The 13,403-nt window shown below is 62.2% G+C and carries 14 protein-coding genes; 11 read left to right on the top strand and 3 right to left on the bottom strand.

Annotated features, from left to right (window positions below):
* Positions 1 to 176 precede the first annotated feature (176 nt).
* Both HK439_RS19005 and HK439_RS19000 read left to right on the top strand, forming a co-directional pair.
* On the top strand, positions 177 to 1,520 hold the full coding sequence (locus HK439_RS19005; protein ID WP_190293056.1) for an 8-oxoguanine deaminase: 1,344 nt from the start codon (positions 177 to 179) through the stop codon (positions 1,518 to 1,520).
* 220 nt (positions 1,521 to 1,740) lie between these two features.
* Positions 1,741 to 2,244: a hypothetical protein gene (locus HK439_RS19000; RefSeq protein ID WP_235988012.1), complete on the top strand. Its 504-nt coding sequence runs from the start codon at positions 1,741 to 1,743 to the stop codon at positions 2,242 to 2,244.
* 54 nt (positions 2,245 to 2,298) lie between these two features.
* On the opposite strand, the gene HK439_RS18995 is transcribed toward HK439_RS19000, so the two are convergent.
* On the bottom strand, positions 2,299 to 3,444 hold the full coding sequence (locus tag HK439_RS18995; RefSeq protein ID WP_190293055.1) for an MFS transporter: 1,146 nt from the start codon (positions 3,442 to 3,444) through the stop codon (positions 2,299 to 2,301).
* Between the two features lie 118 nt (positions 3,445 to 3,562).
* Positions 3,563 to 4,624, bottom strand: coding sequence for a putative metalloprotease CJM1_0395 family protein (locus HK439_RS18990; protein WP_190293054.1), 1,062 nt, complete (start codon positions 4,622 to 4,624; stop codon positions 3,563 to 3,565).
* A gap of 180 nt (positions 4,625 to 4,804) precedes the next feature.
* Here HK439_RS18990 and HK439_RS18985 point away from each other — a divergent pair, with 180 nt between their 5' ends.
* Positions 4,805 to 5,608, top strand: a complete 804-nt coding sequence (locus HK439_RS18985; protein ID WP_190293053.1) for a creatininase family protein — start codon at positions 4,805 to 4,807, stop codon at positions 5,606 to 5,608.
* 316 nt (positions 5,609 to 5,924) lie between these two features.
* Here HK439_RS18985 and hemA read toward each other — a convergent pair whose 3' ends face one another.
* Positions 5,925 to 7,139: a 5-aminolevulinate synthase gene (gene hemA, locus HK439_RS18980; protein ID WP_190293052.1), complete on the bottom strand. Its 1,215-nt coding sequence runs from the start codon at positions 7,137 to 7,139 to the stop codon at positions 5,925 to 5,927.
* 455 nt (positions 7,140 to 7,594) lie between these two features.
* On the opposite strand from hemA, the gene atpD reads away from it, so the two are divergent.
* Genes atpD through HK439_RS18940 form a run of 8 tightly spaced genes read left to right on the top strand, consistent with a single transcriptional unit; the run spans position 7,595 to position 13,402 of the window.
* Complete coding sequence (atpD, locus tag HK439_RS18975; RefSeq protein WP_190293051.1) at positions 7,595 to 9,007, top strand: F0F1 ATP synthase subunit beta; 1,413 nt, start codon at positions 7,595 to 7,597, stop codon at positions 9,005 to 9,007.
* Positions 8,997 to 9,386 carry a F0F1 ATP synthase subunit epsilon gene (locus HK439_RS18970; protein ID WP_190293050.1) on the top strand — a complete coding sequence of 130 codons (390 nt, stop codon included), beginning with the start codon at positions 8,997 to 8,999 and terminating at the stop codon, positions 9,384 to 9,386. Before atpD ends, HK439_RS18970 begins: the two co-directional genes overlap by 11 nt.
* Positions 9,383 to 9,715: an AtpZ/AtpI family protein gene (locus tag HK439_RS18965; protein WP_190293049.1), complete on the top strand. Its 333-nt coding sequence runs from the start codon at positions 9,383 to 9,385 to the stop codon at positions 9,713 to 9,715. The genes HK439_RS18970 and HK439_RS18965 overlap by 4 nt, the downstream gene beginning before the upstream one ends.
* 38 nt (positions 9,716 to 9,753) lie before the next feature.
* Entirely contained in the window at positions 9,754 to 10,050 is a 297-nt protein-coding gene (locus HK439_RS18960; RefSeq protein ID WP_190293048.1) for an ATP synthase subunit I, read from the top strand.
* The gene (locus tag HK439_RS18955; protein WP_190293047.1) at positions 10,050 to 10,778 is read left to right on the top strand and encodes a F0F1 ATP synthase subunit A; all 729 of its coding nucleotides are present in this window, start codon (positions 10,050 to 10,052) and stop codon (positions 10,776 to 10,778) included. Before HK439_RS18960 ends, HK439_RS18955 begins: the two co-directional genes overlap by 1 nt.
* Positions 10,779 to 10,780: 2 nt before the next feature.
* Positions 10,781 to 11,059: a F0F1 ATP synthase subunit C gene (locus HK439_RS18950; protein WP_190293046.1), complete on the top strand. Its 279-nt coding sequence runs from the start codon at positions 10,781 to 10,783 to the stop codon at positions 11,057 to 11,059.
* A 4-nt stretch (positions 11,060 to 11,063) separates the two neighbouring features.
* Positions 11,064 to 11,849, top strand: coding sequence for a hypothetical protein (locus HK439_RS18945; protein ID WP_190293045.1), 786 nt, complete (start codon positions 11,064 to 11,066; stop codon positions 11,847 to 11,849).
* A gap of 11 nt (positions 11,850 to 11,860) precedes the next feature.
* Positions 11,861 to 13,402 (top strand): alternate F1F0 ATPase, F1 subunit alpha, encoded by a 1,542-nt coding sequence (locus tag HK439_RS18940; protein ID WP_190293044.1) that lies wholly within the window; start codon positions 11,861 to 11,863, stop codon positions 13,400 to 13,402.
* Position 13,403 lies beyond the last annotated feature (1 nt).

Raw genomic sequence — 13,403 nt, 5'->3', positions numbered from 1 at the left:
AGGAACACTTGCGCTTCTCACGAAACCGCATAAAGAATGACCCTCGGCCGACAGGCCGGTGCGGTTTCGCGAAAGGCGCGCCTTACCAGACTTAATTTCCCTGCGCGGAACTCGGACAGCCCGAAAATCCGGGGCTGTTATCTAAGCCTGCAGGTCCGTGAAAAAGGACCATTTCAATGCGTTTGTGGATCAAGGACCCCATTGCCGTTCTCGCCGAGGGCGCGGAGCGTGGCGTCGTCGTGGAAGACGGTGTCATCGTGGAACTCGTCGCCTCCGGCAAGGAACCGATGCTGCCGGTCGACCAGACCTTCGACGCCTCCCGGCACGTGATCACGCCGGGCCTCGTCAACACCCATCACCACTTCTTCCAGACGCTCACCCGCGCCCATCCGCAGGCGATCAACAAGGAACTGTTTCCCTGGCTGCAGACGCTTTATCCGATCTGGGCCAGGAACGTGAAACCCGACAATTTCCGTCTCGGATCGCGCCTGGCGCTGACCGAGCTGATGATGTCGGGCTGCACCGCCGCCTCCGACCACCACTACCTGTTCCCCGCAGGCCTGGAAGAGGCCATGGACATCCAGGCGGAGGAGGCCGAACGGGTCGGCGTGCGCATGACCATCACCCGCGGCTCCATGAACCTCAGCCAGAAGGACGGCGGCCTGCCGCCGGACACGGTGGTGCAGGACGAGGACACGATCCTCGCTGACTGCGAGCGGGTGCTGTCGAAGTATCACGACACCTCGAAAGGCTCGAAACTCCAGGTCGCGCTTGCCCCCTGCGCGCCGTTCACGGTGACAAAGCGCCTGATGCAGGACAGTGTGGCGCTGGCGGAAAAATACGATTGCCGCCTGCACACCCATCTGGGCGAGACCATCGACGAGGACAATTACTGCCTGGAGAAATTCAACTGCCGCCCGGTCGACTACCTGGAGGAGTGCGGCTGGCTGAACGAGCGGGTCTGGCTCGCCCACGGCATTCACTTCACCGACGATGAGGTCAAGCGTCTCGGCCATGCCTGCGTCGGCGTCTGCCACTGCCCGACCTCCAACATGGTGCTCGCCTCCGGCCAATGCCGGACCAAGGAACTGGAAGCCGCCGGCAGCCCGGTCGGGCTCGGCGTGGACGGTTCCGCCTCCAACGACAATTCCAACCTGATCGAGGGCGTCCGTCACGCGCTGATGATCAACCGGCTGACCTATGACGCCGCCTCGGTCACCCATTACGACGCGTTCCGCTGGGCGACCGAAGGCTCGGCGCGTTGCCTTGGCCGCGACGACATCGGCGCGATCAAGGTCGGCAAGATGGCCGACATGGCCTTCTACACCCTCGACGAGCTGCGCTTTTCCGGTGCCGGCGATCCGCTGGCGGCCTTGGTGCTGTGCGGCGCCCACGCCGCCGACCGGGTCATGATCGGCGGCGAATGGAAGGTTGCCGACGGCGTTCCGACCGGCATCGACATTGCCGAACTGCGCTACGAACACGGCCAGGCAGCCAAGCGGTTTCTGGAAAGCCTCTGATTTCGGATCGAGGGAATTTCAGGGAGAAGGGCTGACGCCCTTCTCCCCGTCGGACCGGGCTTTTGGTCATCACATTGAACCTGGCAACAGGATCGTTTGAGAACCAACGGCTATCTATAGCCCCTTGATTCATTGACTGTTTGAATAGGACGCGACTTCGGCGGGGTGTTAGTCTTCAGCCATTGGGGGTGACTGAAGCAACCAGTCCGGAGTTCGAACAATGAAAGTTCGCAACAGGAAAGTTCTGTTCAGCACGCTCATCGCCGGCTTCATGTCGGTATCTGTGCCTGCTTGGGCAGGTGGTACTACCATTCATGTTTCTCTTTGGGACAAGGGCGCCGATTCCATGGGAATGGACGGCCTTGTGCATATGATGGGCATGAAAGACCCCGATCCGAAAATGGAGAAGATGGGGATCAAGATCGACGTCAGTTCGGCAAAGGCCGGTGACGTGACCTTCGAAGTGACAAACGACTCGAAGGATACGGTTCACGAAATGATCGTCGCGCCGGTGGCCAGCGTCGATACGCCTCTGCCCTATGACAAGAACCTGGAAGAGGTCGACGAGGAAGCCGCCGGTAGTCTTGGTGAGGTTTCCGAGCTCGATCCCGGCAAGGGCGGGGCGTTGAGGCTGAACCTCAAGCCCGGCGAATACATCCTCTTCTGCAATGTCCCCGGCCACTATGCCGCCGGCATGTGGACGCTGCTGGAGATCACGTCCTGATCCCGGCGTGAATCGCGCGGTGCCGGCGAACCGCCGGCACCGTCCGAACCCGCATCATCGCCGCCCTTCGACCTTCAAGGCTCCGGCCAGCAGAAAGATAAGGAGGGCGAGCACCGCGACCAGTCCGAAGGCTGCGCGGAGCGATACCGCCGTGCCGATGAAACCGAGCACCGGCGGCCCGAACAGGAACGCGCCGTAACCGAGTGTCGCGACAGCGGCAAGAGCGGCGCCCTTCGACATGACCGGATCGGCCGCCGCCCGCGACATGGCAAGCGGGAAGATGACCGCATTGCCGAGACCCATGATCACGCATCCTGCCCAGATCAGCCAGATATCGGTTCCGATCACCAGCATCACCGCTCCAATCGCCGCCGCCAGTCCGCTGAGGCGGGCAACCGGCACCGGGCCGAACCGCGCAATAAGCTGGTCTCCTGCCAGACGCATGACGACCATGGCGCCGGAGAACAGCGCAAAGCCGATCGCCGCCTGTGAGCTGCCGAAGCCGAGCTCCTCGATCTGGTAAACCGCAGCCCAGTCGGTTACGGCCCCTTCGCCCAGCGCGGCGATCAGCGCCATGATGCCGACGAAAAACAGGGCGCCTTTCGGAATGGCCAGCAGCGGTCCCTTTCTCTTTTCCGGCGCCTGTGGTTCCGAGGTCCAGGGAATATGCAGAACGAAGGCGAGCATGATCGCCATCAACAGACCCCAGAGGACGAAGTGCTGGGGGACACTCAGACCCAGCCGGATCGCACCGGCGCCAACCGCCGCCCCAACGCCCGCGCCCAGGCTGTAGAGCCCGTGATAGGACGACATCACCGGCTTGTGCAGCGCCTGCTCCACTTCCGCGCCCCAGGCGTTCATGGCGATATCCAGCGCCCCGATGCAGAACCCGACGGCAAAGACAAGCGGCACCATGACCGGGACACTCGTGCCCGCCGCCAGGCCGACAAACAGGATGAGCGTGAGCACGGCAAGCCAACGGGTTATGCGGGCGGCACCGACCCTGTCGATCTGCCGGCCAATGATCGGAAATGCGACGAAGGCGCCGAAGGCCATGGTCAGGAGCACAAGCCCGAATCCGGCTTCGTCCAAACCCAGAACGGCCTTGATATCGGGAATCCGCGACGCCCAGATCCCGATCAGCGTTCCAAGAAGAAAAAAGATCGTCGCAACGGCGCGTCGCGCCTTCACAGCCTGCATCGGTTACCGAATTTGGAGAGTTATGCGGATCTTGGCCCGCACGGAAGATATCGGCGGCGACAGTAAGTCGAAAATCACCGGCCGGGCAAGCCCTGCGCATCCCCGCAAGGACCGGTCTTTAATAAAGTCCGTTCAGGCGCGACGCGGCCCGGTCTTCGTTCGCTTGCTGAACCAGTTGCAGGGCGTCGGAATAGGCCCTGGTCGCGGAAGAGGAACTGCCTTCACCGCGCCCTGAACCCGAGCCGGAATTGGCTCCGGCGATACCACCTCTATTGTCACCGCCCCCGTTGGAACCGTTCTGGTTCGCGCCGTTCTGGTTTGAACTCCCCTCCGACCCGGAGATGCCGTTGCCGGCAGAGGCAGGTCCACTTGTCTCCTGGCCGTTGGCCGCTTCGTCACCGCCGGATTGTTCGGCGGCGCGTTCCTGGCGAAGCTGGGTCTGGGCTTCCTGCAATTGCGCGCGCGCCTGCTGGGCGACCTTCAGGTCCTGGGACGAGGGATCGGCAGGCGCGGTCGCGGCCCGGATGACGACCTGCATCTTGCGAATGGTCGCCTCCGCCGTTCGCTCGCCGGACGTGTCGATGGAAACCTCGCCGCCGATGGCATAGCGTTTTCCGTCAGGTCCCTGCTGATAGGAATAACTCGGCGCACCCGCATAGGCGCCGCCGGTGCGGGCATGGGCATGTTCGTGGGCGCGCACTTCGCTGTCGCGCTGCTTCAGCTTCTCGACCTGCTTTTCTTCCGCCTCAGACAGACCGTCCGACTTGTTGGCGCCGTCGTCTTCTCCCGACTGGCCAGCGGCAGCCGGATTGCCCGCACCCTGACCGCCATCTCCCGCGACGCCGGAGCCCGAAGCGTCCTCACTGCCATTCGCCGGATCCTGACCGTCGGTCTGGCCTTGTGCCAGCGCCTGCCCGTCCTTGCCGTTCGGATCTTCCTTGGCGGCGGCAAGCTCTTCCGCATCGACCCCCTGCAGGGCCAGGATCGCATTGGGGCTCAGGGGAGGAACGGTCGGGGGCTGGGTCGCCGCTTGCCTTTCCTGTTTCTTTTTGTCGGCCTCGCACTCGCAGTCGCTCCCCCGAAGAGGCAGTTTCTCTTCGGTATCGTTCGAGCCGAACCCCGCATACCTGCTTGCCGCAAGGCTGCGTGCGGCGGAACTGGACAACAGGGCGCCGATCATGCGGTGCATTTTCCAATGAACCGCCTAGCGAAATCTTAACGTGCCTTAACGCTTGCCATCAGATTTGCGTGAGTGGCTTAAAAAACGGCCATTTGAAAAATAGACACCGTCCCCACCTGACGGATACGTTGCAGCGCGGTATGGTCTGCCGCAACAGGATCTCCGCTAAGGATGAGTAGAATGCTTCCAAGACGTTATTGGCACGAAATGACAACGATGGATTTCAGGGATCCGTCCACCAGGGACTGGATCGCCGTCCTGCCGGTCGCAGCCATCGAGCAGCACGGGCCGCATCTGCCGGTCTATACGGATACCGCCATTGCCGAAGGTCAGATCGCCCGGGTCCTGGAGCTGTTGCCGGAAGATCTTCCGGTCACCTTCCTGCCGACCCAGGCCATCGGCAAGTCGAACGAGCACATTTCCTCACCCGGCACCCTGACGCTCTCCTGGGACACGCTGACCAAGGCCTGGCTGGAAATCGGCGACAGCGTCGCACGCGCCGGCATCCGCAAGCTGGTCCTGATAAACTCCCACGGCGGCAACGTGCCGATCATCGACATCGTCGCTCGGGAACTCAGGGTGAAGCACGACATGCTGGTGACCGCGACCGCCTGGTCCCGGTTCGGACAGCCCGAAGGCGTCTTCCCGGATGGGGAATTCGTCTACGGCATTCATGGCGGCGACGTGGAAACCTCCATCATGCTGCACCTCCACCCGGAACTGGTGCGCATGGACGAGGCGGAGGACTTCAAGTCTTCCCAGCAGGAATTCATCAAGGAATTCAAGTATCTGCGCGGGCACGGCCCGCAGCAGTTCGGCTGGAAATCCCAGGACCTCAACCCGAAAGGCGCCGTCGGCAATGCGGCGAACGCCAGTGCCGAAAAGGGCAAGAAGTCGCTGGACAGGGCGGCGGAGGCTTTCGTCGACCTCATGAAGGACATCCACGCCTTCGACATCAACCGGCTGTGGACCCCGGGGTCCTGAACGACTTCGGCACCTTAAAAAAACAAAGAAAGCCCCCCGCCGGTCCGAACGCTGAAACTGTGACGGCTACGCCGCTTGTCCCCATCTCCCCCCTTGAGGGGGAGATGTCCGCGTCAGCGGACAGAGGGGGGTGTCAGCCTCTCGGGAATCGCAGCACTGAAGTGTGACGCCACCGTCGTTACCCCCCTCTGTCACCGTAGGTGACATCTCCCCCTCAAGGGGGGAGACGGGAGTGTGCGGCACGATCTTCCCTACTACAACCTCATCCCGACCGTAGCGAAGCGGAGAGCCGGGATAACGAAATCGAGTTTCGGTATCAGGCGACCGCGCGGGCAAGAGCGCATTGCGACCACAGGTCGTTGAGCGCATGCACCAGATGATCGAGATCCGCGTCGGTGTGCATCGGCGACGGCGTGATCCGCAGACGTTCCGTGCCCTTGGCAACCGTCGGATAATTGATCGGCTGGATGTAGATGCCATAACTGTCCAGCAGGATGTCGCTGATCATGCGGCACTTGACCGGATCCTTGATCATCACCGGCACGATGTGGCTCGGATTGTCCAGGTGCGGAATGCCGGCTGCATCGAGACGCGCCCGCAGCTTGGCGACCGCCGAACGATGCCGTGCCCGTTCGAATTCGCTTTCCTTCAGGTGACGGATCGAGGCCGTGGCACCCGCGGCAACCGCCGGCGGCAGGGCCGTCGTAAAGATAAAGCCGCTGGCGAAGCTGCGCACGAAATCAACCAGGGCAGCCGAACCGGTGATGTAACCGCCGACCACACCGAAGGCCTTGCCGAGCGTACCTTCGATCAGGGTCACCCGGTCGGCAACGCCGTCACGTTCGGAAATGCCGCCGCCGCGCGGGCCGTAAAGACCGACCGCATGCACCTCGTCGAGATAGGTCATGGCGCCGTATTTGTCGGCGACGTCGCAGATGGCTTCGATCGGCGCGATATCGCCGTCCATGGAATAGACGCTCTCGAAGGCGACGATCTTCGGACGGTGCGGCTCGATCGCGGCGAGCTTGCGCTCCAGATCGGCCACATCGTTGTGGTTCCAGATCACCTTGTCCGCGCGCGAATGGCGGATGCCCTCGATCATGGACGCATGGTTCATGGAATCGGACAGGATCACGCAATCCTTGAGACGCGAGCCGAGCGTGGAGAGGGCCGCCCAGTTGGACACGTATCCGGAGGTGAACAGCAGAGCGGCTTCCTTGCCGTGCAGGTCGGCCAGCTCGTTTTCCAGCTTCACATGGTAGTGGTTGGTGCCGGAGATGTTCCGCGTACCGCCTGCGCCTGCGCCGCAATGATCCAGCGCCTCGTGCATGGCCGCGATCACCTTCGGGTGCTGACCCATGCCGAGATAGTCGTTGGAGCACCAGATGGTGACTTCACGCTGTTCGTCGCCGACGTGATTGTCCGCTTTCGGGAAGGAGCCGCAACGGCGTTCAAGATCGGCGAAGAGGCGATAGTTGCCTTCTTCCTTCAGCTGGTCGAGCTGATCCTGGAACAGCGCGTCATAATCCATCAGTAACCTCTCCCATAACTCAAGCACCTGCGTCCGGGTGGTGCATTTTCTAATGGGGCAATATTACATGCCAAAAAAGCAATGTATCATTGCGCTATCGCAAAGCCAGCCTTTCAGTCGAAATTTCTTAGGGCCATTCGTCGCAGCCCCGATCCGCTGTACCGGCATGGCACGGTTTGGCACCCTCATGCTGCCATGTAAATATGCAATTTAAAAGTTAATGGGCCCTGGTTGGACCATATTGGCAGTTTTCAGAATACCTTCCGGAAAGGATTCACGAAACGTAGCCTTCGGTATGACCCTGGACATTGTCATAACGGGCGCCCGCCGACCCGCCATTGATCGCGGTCAATGTACTTCATCTCGCACCGCACTAAACGTTTTAAAGAAAACGAAAATCACCTATCCTTTGATGAGCAGCGCTCCGGAATTCAGTCACAGGCAGGGACCCTTTAATGGCGGACGGACGGAATATTGGACATATCGTTGCTCTTGAAGGCGGCGTTGCCGATGTCCGCTTTCCGGGTCCGCTGCCGGAAATCGGCAATCACCTTGTCGCCCTGTCCGATCCCGAAATCGACATAGAGGTTGCAACCCTTCCAAGCGCCGATACCGCGCGCGGTCTTGTTCTCAATCCCTCTCCCGAACTGCGTCTCGGCCTTGCGGTGCACGACACCGGCCGGCCGCTGACCGTGCCGGTGGGCGAAGGCCTTCTCGGCCGCATGCTCAACCTGTTCGGCGACACGATCGACAACAAGGAACCGCTCGCCAACCTGCCCCGGCGGTCGATCCACGGCGGCGTGGTTCCCCTGGCGAAACGCAGGGTCGAAAGCGAGATCTTCGAGACCGGCATCAAGGCGATCGACCTGCTGAGCCCGCTGGAAAAGGGCGGCAAGGCCGGTCTTTTCGGCGGCGCCGGGGTCGGCAAGACCGTGCTGATTACCGAGATGATCCACAACACGGTCGCCGAATATGAGGGGATCTGCCTGTTTTGCGGCATCGGCGAACGGTGCCGCGAGGCGGAAGAACTCTACCGCGAGATGGAGGCGGCCAAGGTCCTGGATCGCACCATCATGGTCTTCGGACAGATGCACGAAAGCCCGGGCATCCGCTTCCGCGTCGGCCATGCGGCCCTGACCATGGCGGAATTTTTCCGCGACGACCTGCGCCGCAACGTCCTCGTCCTGGTCGACAACATCTTCCGCTTCGTGCAGGCCGGATCCGAAGTCTCCGGGCTTCTCGGGCGGATGCCGTCGCGGGTCGGCTACCAGCCGACGCTGGGCACGGAACTGGCCGATCTGGAAGAGCGGATCTGTTCCACGGACAAGGGCACGATGACATCGATCCAGGCGGTTTACGTCCCCGCCGACGACTTCACCGATCCGGCCGCAACCCACACCTTCTCGCACCTTTCGGCCTCGATCGTGCTGTCGCGCAAGAAGGCCTCGGAAGGCATCTATCCAGCCATCGACCCTCTGACCTCGTTCTCCAAGATGCTGACGCCGGGCACCGTAAGCGACCGGCACTACACTGTCGCCCGCGCAGTCCGCAACACGCTGGCCGAATACGAGGAGCTGAAAGACATCATCGCCATGCTCGGCCTGGAGGAACTGTCGGAAAAGGACAGGGCCGTGGTCAAACGGGCGCGGCGGCTGGAACGGTTCCTGACTCAGCCGTTCTTCTCGACCGAAAAGATGACCGGGAATCCTGGAACCTTCGTCCGCCTGGAGGACACGCTCACCTCCTGCGAACGCATCCTGGCCGATGAATTCGCCGACCGCCCGGAAAGCGATTTCTACATGATCGGCACCGTGGATGATCTGGAACGCGATCAGGCCGGGACGGGGACCAAGACTGATGCAGCTTAAGATCGTCACGCCCCGGAAAATCCTGATGGACATGGAAGTCAGCCGGATCGTGGCCGAAGGACCCGACGGCGCGTTCGGCATGCTGCCCAACCACATCGACTTCGTCTCGCAACTGGTTCCCGGCATCCTGACCTATGAAACCATCGACGGGACCGAGTGTTACGCAGGTATCCGCGCCGGCACCCTGGTGAAATGTGCCGAAGAGGTCCTGGTCTCGACAAGCAACGCAATCCTCGGACATGATCTTGAAAGCCTTCAGGACCGCGTGAAGGAGGTCTTCCGGGATCTCGACGAGAATGAACGGGCGGCCCGCTCGGCGTTGGCCCGGCTGGAGGCGCAGATGGTCCGCCGCTTCCTTGATCTGGAACAGTCCGCATGACCCGCAAGGACAGGCACAGCTACGATGAAAGCGCCGGCAAACAGGCCGACGAGATCGCCCGCAAGGCGAAGCGCAAAAGGCAAGCCCGCTCGCGCGAGGAAAAGAGCGAACTCTATGGCCTTGGCATGTTCGGCCTGGTGGGCTGGGCGGTCGCCATACCGACTGTGCTCGGCACCGCCCTGGGCATGTGGATGGACGACCGGATGATTTCCAATCCAAAGTTTTCCTGGACGCTCGCCATGCTTCTGGCCGGTGTCACCATCGGCTGCATGAATGCCTGGTACTGGGTGCAGCGGGAAAGTCAGAGTGATGACGATGATGAAGACTAAGTCACCGAATGATGGCGTGAGCACGCGGACGGAGGGCCATGTCTGACATGTCCCCCTTGCATCTTGTCATCGCATTTTCCGTCGGCGCGGCCCTGGGCGCCGCCTATTTCGTGATGTTGTGGTTTTCTGTCCGAAACTTCACCGGCGGCGGGCCGGGGTGGATCTTTGCCGCCAGCACCCTCGGACGGCTCGCGCTTGTCGGCGGAGCGATGGCGTGGTTCGTCCTCGGCAAGTTCGGACTTTACGAACTGGCCGCCGCGGTTGCGGGTTTCGTGATCGTCCGGTTTTCGGCAACGCGCATCGCCAAGCAAAAGAACCTTGAAGGCTCCCGGTAATGGAAATCAGTCCGGACCAGTGGATCATTTACGAATGGCACGGCCTCAGGCTGAACGCGACGATCGTGTTCACATGGTTTGTCATGGCCATCCTGGTGCTCGGGTCCTGGTCGATCACGGCGCGCCTGTCCGAAGGGGAAACCGTGTCCCGCTGGCAGGTGCTGCTGGAGGTGATCGTCAGCGGCATTCGCGATCAGATCGCCGACATCGGCGCCGGAGACCCCTTGCGGTATCTCCCGTTCATCGGAACCCTGTTCCTGTTCATCGCGACCTCGAACATCCTCACCGTTCTGCCCTGGTACGAACCGCCGACAGGATCCCTGTCGACAACGGCGGCCCTTGCCATCTGCGTCCTGATCGCGGTCCCCCTGTTCTCCATCACGAAACGGGGGCTGCTGGCGTATCTGCGCAGCTACGCCGAACCGACCTTTATGATGCTGCCGTTCAACATCATCGGCGAGCTGTCGCGCACGCTGGCTCTTGCCGTCCGTCTCTACGGCAACATCATGAGCGGCTCGATCATCGTCGGCATCCTGATCAGTATCGCCCCCTTCTTCTTTCCCATCATCATGCAGCTTCTCGGCCTGCTCACCGGCCTGGTCCAGGCCTACATCTTCGCGGTTCTGGCGATGGTTTATATCGCCTCCGCCTCGAAGACCCATCGGCACGGATCGAAAGAAGCGGAAGCCGCCGGCCCCTCAGACGAAATCCAGAATCCGGGAGAATGACCATGGAACAAATCGGATGGATCGAAATCGTGTCCATTTTCACGGCCGGCATGACGACCATGTTCGGCGCCATCGGGCCGGCACTCGCCGAGGGACGGGCGGCCTCCCAGGCGCTGCTCGCCATCGCCCAGCAGCCGGACGCCTCCAGCACGATCACCCGGACGCTTTTCGTCAGCCTGGCCATGATTGAATCGACGGCCATCTACTGCTTCGTCGTGTCCATGATCCTGCTGTTCGCCAATCCTTACGTCACGCAAGCCACGACTGTCGCCGGAGGATAACCCCTTGCAGCTCGACTGGCTGACGATCGCCGCACAGATAGCGAATTTCCTGGTCTTGATCTGGCTGCTGCAGCGTTTCCTGTACACGCCGATCACGCGTGCCATGGCGAAACGCGAAGCCCGGATCGAAGAACGCCTCGCCGATGCACGCAAGCACAGGCAAGAAGCGGAACAGGAAGCCCGAACCCTGCGAGAACGGCAGCAGGAACTCGATGCGCGCGCTGAAAAAGTGCTGGCCGACGCCCGCCGCGAGGCGGAAGCGCTGAAGGACCGGCTGGAACAGGACGTCCGCAAGGAATTCGACGAAAAGCGCAGCAACTGGCAGGAACAGCTGGAGGAAGAAAAGGCCGAACTGGTTCGCCAGCTGCGCAAACGCATGGCCGATCAGGTGGTCAAGGTCGTCCGGCGCACCTTGTCCGACTTCGCCGACACGGATCTGGCCGCCCAGGTTGCCAATGAATTCGCCCGGCGTCTGGAAGCGCTGGATGCGGAAAACAAGACCCGTCTCAGCGATGCGGCGGCCAGACCCGGCAGCACGGCGGTGGTGGAAAGCGGCATCGACCTGCCGTCGGCTGCCCGCAGCCGCATCACCCGCGCAATCCATGACAACCTGGGTGCCGACATCGAACCCGACTACCGGACCGATGAAGACGTGGTGCTCGGGATCCGCCTGACCCTGGGCGAGGAAATCGTCGAGTGGTCGGCCGGCAGCTACCTGGACAAGCTTGACGACCTCGTCCGCGACACCCTTGACGCAGCAGGCCGAAGCGACCTGACGGCCACGACCTGAAGCGAGATGACATGCCTGAGCACACGCCTGAAAATCTGACCGACAAGTTGTTCGACCAGATGGACGAGGTTCTGGACAAGACCGAGGCCAGACTGGAAGTCGCGGATATCGCACGCGTCCTCAGCGTGGGCAACGGCATCGCCGAAATCGCCGGCTTCACCGACCTTTATGCCGATGAACTGGTCTCCTTTCCCCACGGCGAAATGGGCATCGCCTCCAGTCTCGGCGAGGAACGGACCGGCGTGATCGTGCTTGGCCCGACGGACCACATCCGCCCCGGCGACACGGTGATGCGCACCCGCAGGGTCGTGGATGTGCCGGTTGGAGATGGCCTGCTCGGCCGGGTGGTCGATCCGCTGGGGCAGCCGCTGGACGGCGGCAAGGTCATCCAGGCGGAAGCCCGGCTGCCGATCGAGCGTCCTGCCCTGCCGATCATGCATCGCGCGCCGGTCATCGTCCCGCTCCAGACCGGGATCAAGGCCATCGACGCGGCCATTCCGATCGGGCGTGGTCAGCGGGAACTGATCCTGGGAGACCGGCAGACGGGCAAGACCGCGATCGCGGTCGACACCATCCTGAACCAGCACGACAGCGGTGTCGTTTCGATCTACTGCGCCATCGGACAGCGGGCCTCCGCGGTCGCCCGGGTGATCCAGGCCCTCCGGGAAGGCAAGGCGCTGGAGCGGACCATCGTTGTCGTCGCCAGTGCGGATGAGGCGCCCGGGCTCCAGTTTGTCGCGCCCTATGTGGCAACGTCCATGGCCGAGCATTTCATGGAAAAAGGCCGGGATGTGCTGGTCGTCTACGACGATCTGACCCGCCACGCCCGCGCCTACCGGGAACTGTCGCTGCTCCTGCGGCGCCCTCCGGGACGTGAGGCCTACCCGGGCGACATCTTCTATATCCATTCCAGGCTCCTGGAACGCTCCGCCCGCCGCAGGGACGAATTCGGCGGCGGCTCCGTCACTGCGCTGCCCATCATCGAAACCCAGGCGCAGAACATCTCGGCTTACGTGCCGACAAACCTGATCTCGATCACCGACGGACAGATCTACCTGTCGCCGGGCCTGTTCGAAAAAGGTCAGCTTCCGGCCATCGACATCGGCGATTCCGTCAGCCGCGTCGGCGGCAAGACCCAGCTTCCCGCCTATCGCTCGGTCGCAGGAGACCTGCGCCTGTTCTATGCCCAGTTCGAGGAACTGGAGAGTTTCGCGCGCTTCGGCACCCAGATCGACCCGGAAACCCGGATGAAAATCGACCGGGGCTTAAGGGTGCGCGAAATCCTCAAGCAGAACGAACACGTGCATCTGTCCGTCGTCGATCAGATCGTCGCGCTGCTGGCCGCAACCAGCGGCCTGTTCGACACGATCCCGCCGGACCGGATCGCGGAGGCGGAAAAACGCGTCTGCGAGGCAGCAAGCCGACATTGCCCCGAGATCTGTACCCGCATTGAAGTCGGCGAGGAACTTCGCCACGACGACCGCGACGGCCTGATCGAAACGATGAAACAGGCATTGCAGGTCCTGCTGCCCGACGCCGGCGGAGATCGGTAAC

This window comes from Roseibium aggregatum, from assembly GCF_014692675.1.
GTDB lineage: Bacteria > Pseudomonadota > Alphaproteobacteria > Rhizobiales > Stappiaceae > Roseibium > Roseibium aggregatum_C.
Note: the sequence above shows the minus strand (reverse complement) of the source record. Positions and strands in the feature narration are given on the sequence as shown.

Coding starts and splice junctions, on each gene's coding strand:
- hemA (WP_190293052.1), bottom strand. CDS start 7,139: ATGGATTATGACGCGCTGTTCCAGGATCAGCTCGACCAGCTGAAGGAA.
- HK439_RS19000 (WP_235988012.1), top strand. CDS start 1,741: ATGAAAGTTCGCAACAGGAAAGTTCTGTTCAGCACGCTCATCGCCGGC.
- HK439_RS18940 (WP_190293044.1), top strand. CDS start 11,861: ATGCCTGAGCACACGCCTGAAAATCTGACCGACAAGTTGTTCGACCAG.
- HK439_RS18970 (WP_190293050.1), top strand. CDS start 8,997: ATGCAGCTTAAGATCGTCACGCCCCGGAAAATCCTGATGGACATGGAA.
- HK439_RS18960 (WP_190293048.1), top strand. CDS start 9,754: ATGTCTGACATGTCCCCCTTGCATCTTGTCATCGCATTTTCCGTCGGC.
- HK439_RS18955 (WP_190293047.1), top strand. CDS start 10,050: ATGGAAATCAGTCCGGACCAGTGGATCATTTACGAATGGCACGGCCTC.
- atpD (WP_190293051.1), top strand. CDS start 7,595: ATGGCGGACGGACGGAATATTGGACATATCGTTGCTCTTGAAGGCGGC.
- HK439_RS18950 (WP_190293046.1), top strand. CDS start 10,781: ATGGAACAAATCGGATGGATCGAAATCGTGTCCATTTTCACGGCCGGC.
- HK439_RS19005 (WP_190293056.1), top strand. CDS start 177: ATGCGTTTGTGGATCAAGGACCCCATTGCCGTTCTCGCCGAGGGCGCG.
- HK439_RS18995 (WP_190293055.1), bottom strand. CDS start 3,444: ATGCAGGCTGTGAAGGCGCGACGCGCCGTTGCGACGATCTTTTTTCTT.
- HK439_RS18990 (WP_190293054.1), bottom strand. CDS start 4,624: ATGATCGGCGCCCTGTTGTCCAGTTCCGCCGCACGCAGCCTTGCGGCA.
- HK439_RS18985 (WP_190293053.1), top strand. CDS start 4,805: ATGCTTCCAAGACGTTATTGGCACGAAATGACAACGATGGATTTCAGG.
- HK439_RS18965 (WP_190293049.1), top strand. CDS start 9,383: ATGACCCGCAAGGACAGGCACAGCTACGATGAAAGCGCCGGCAAACAG.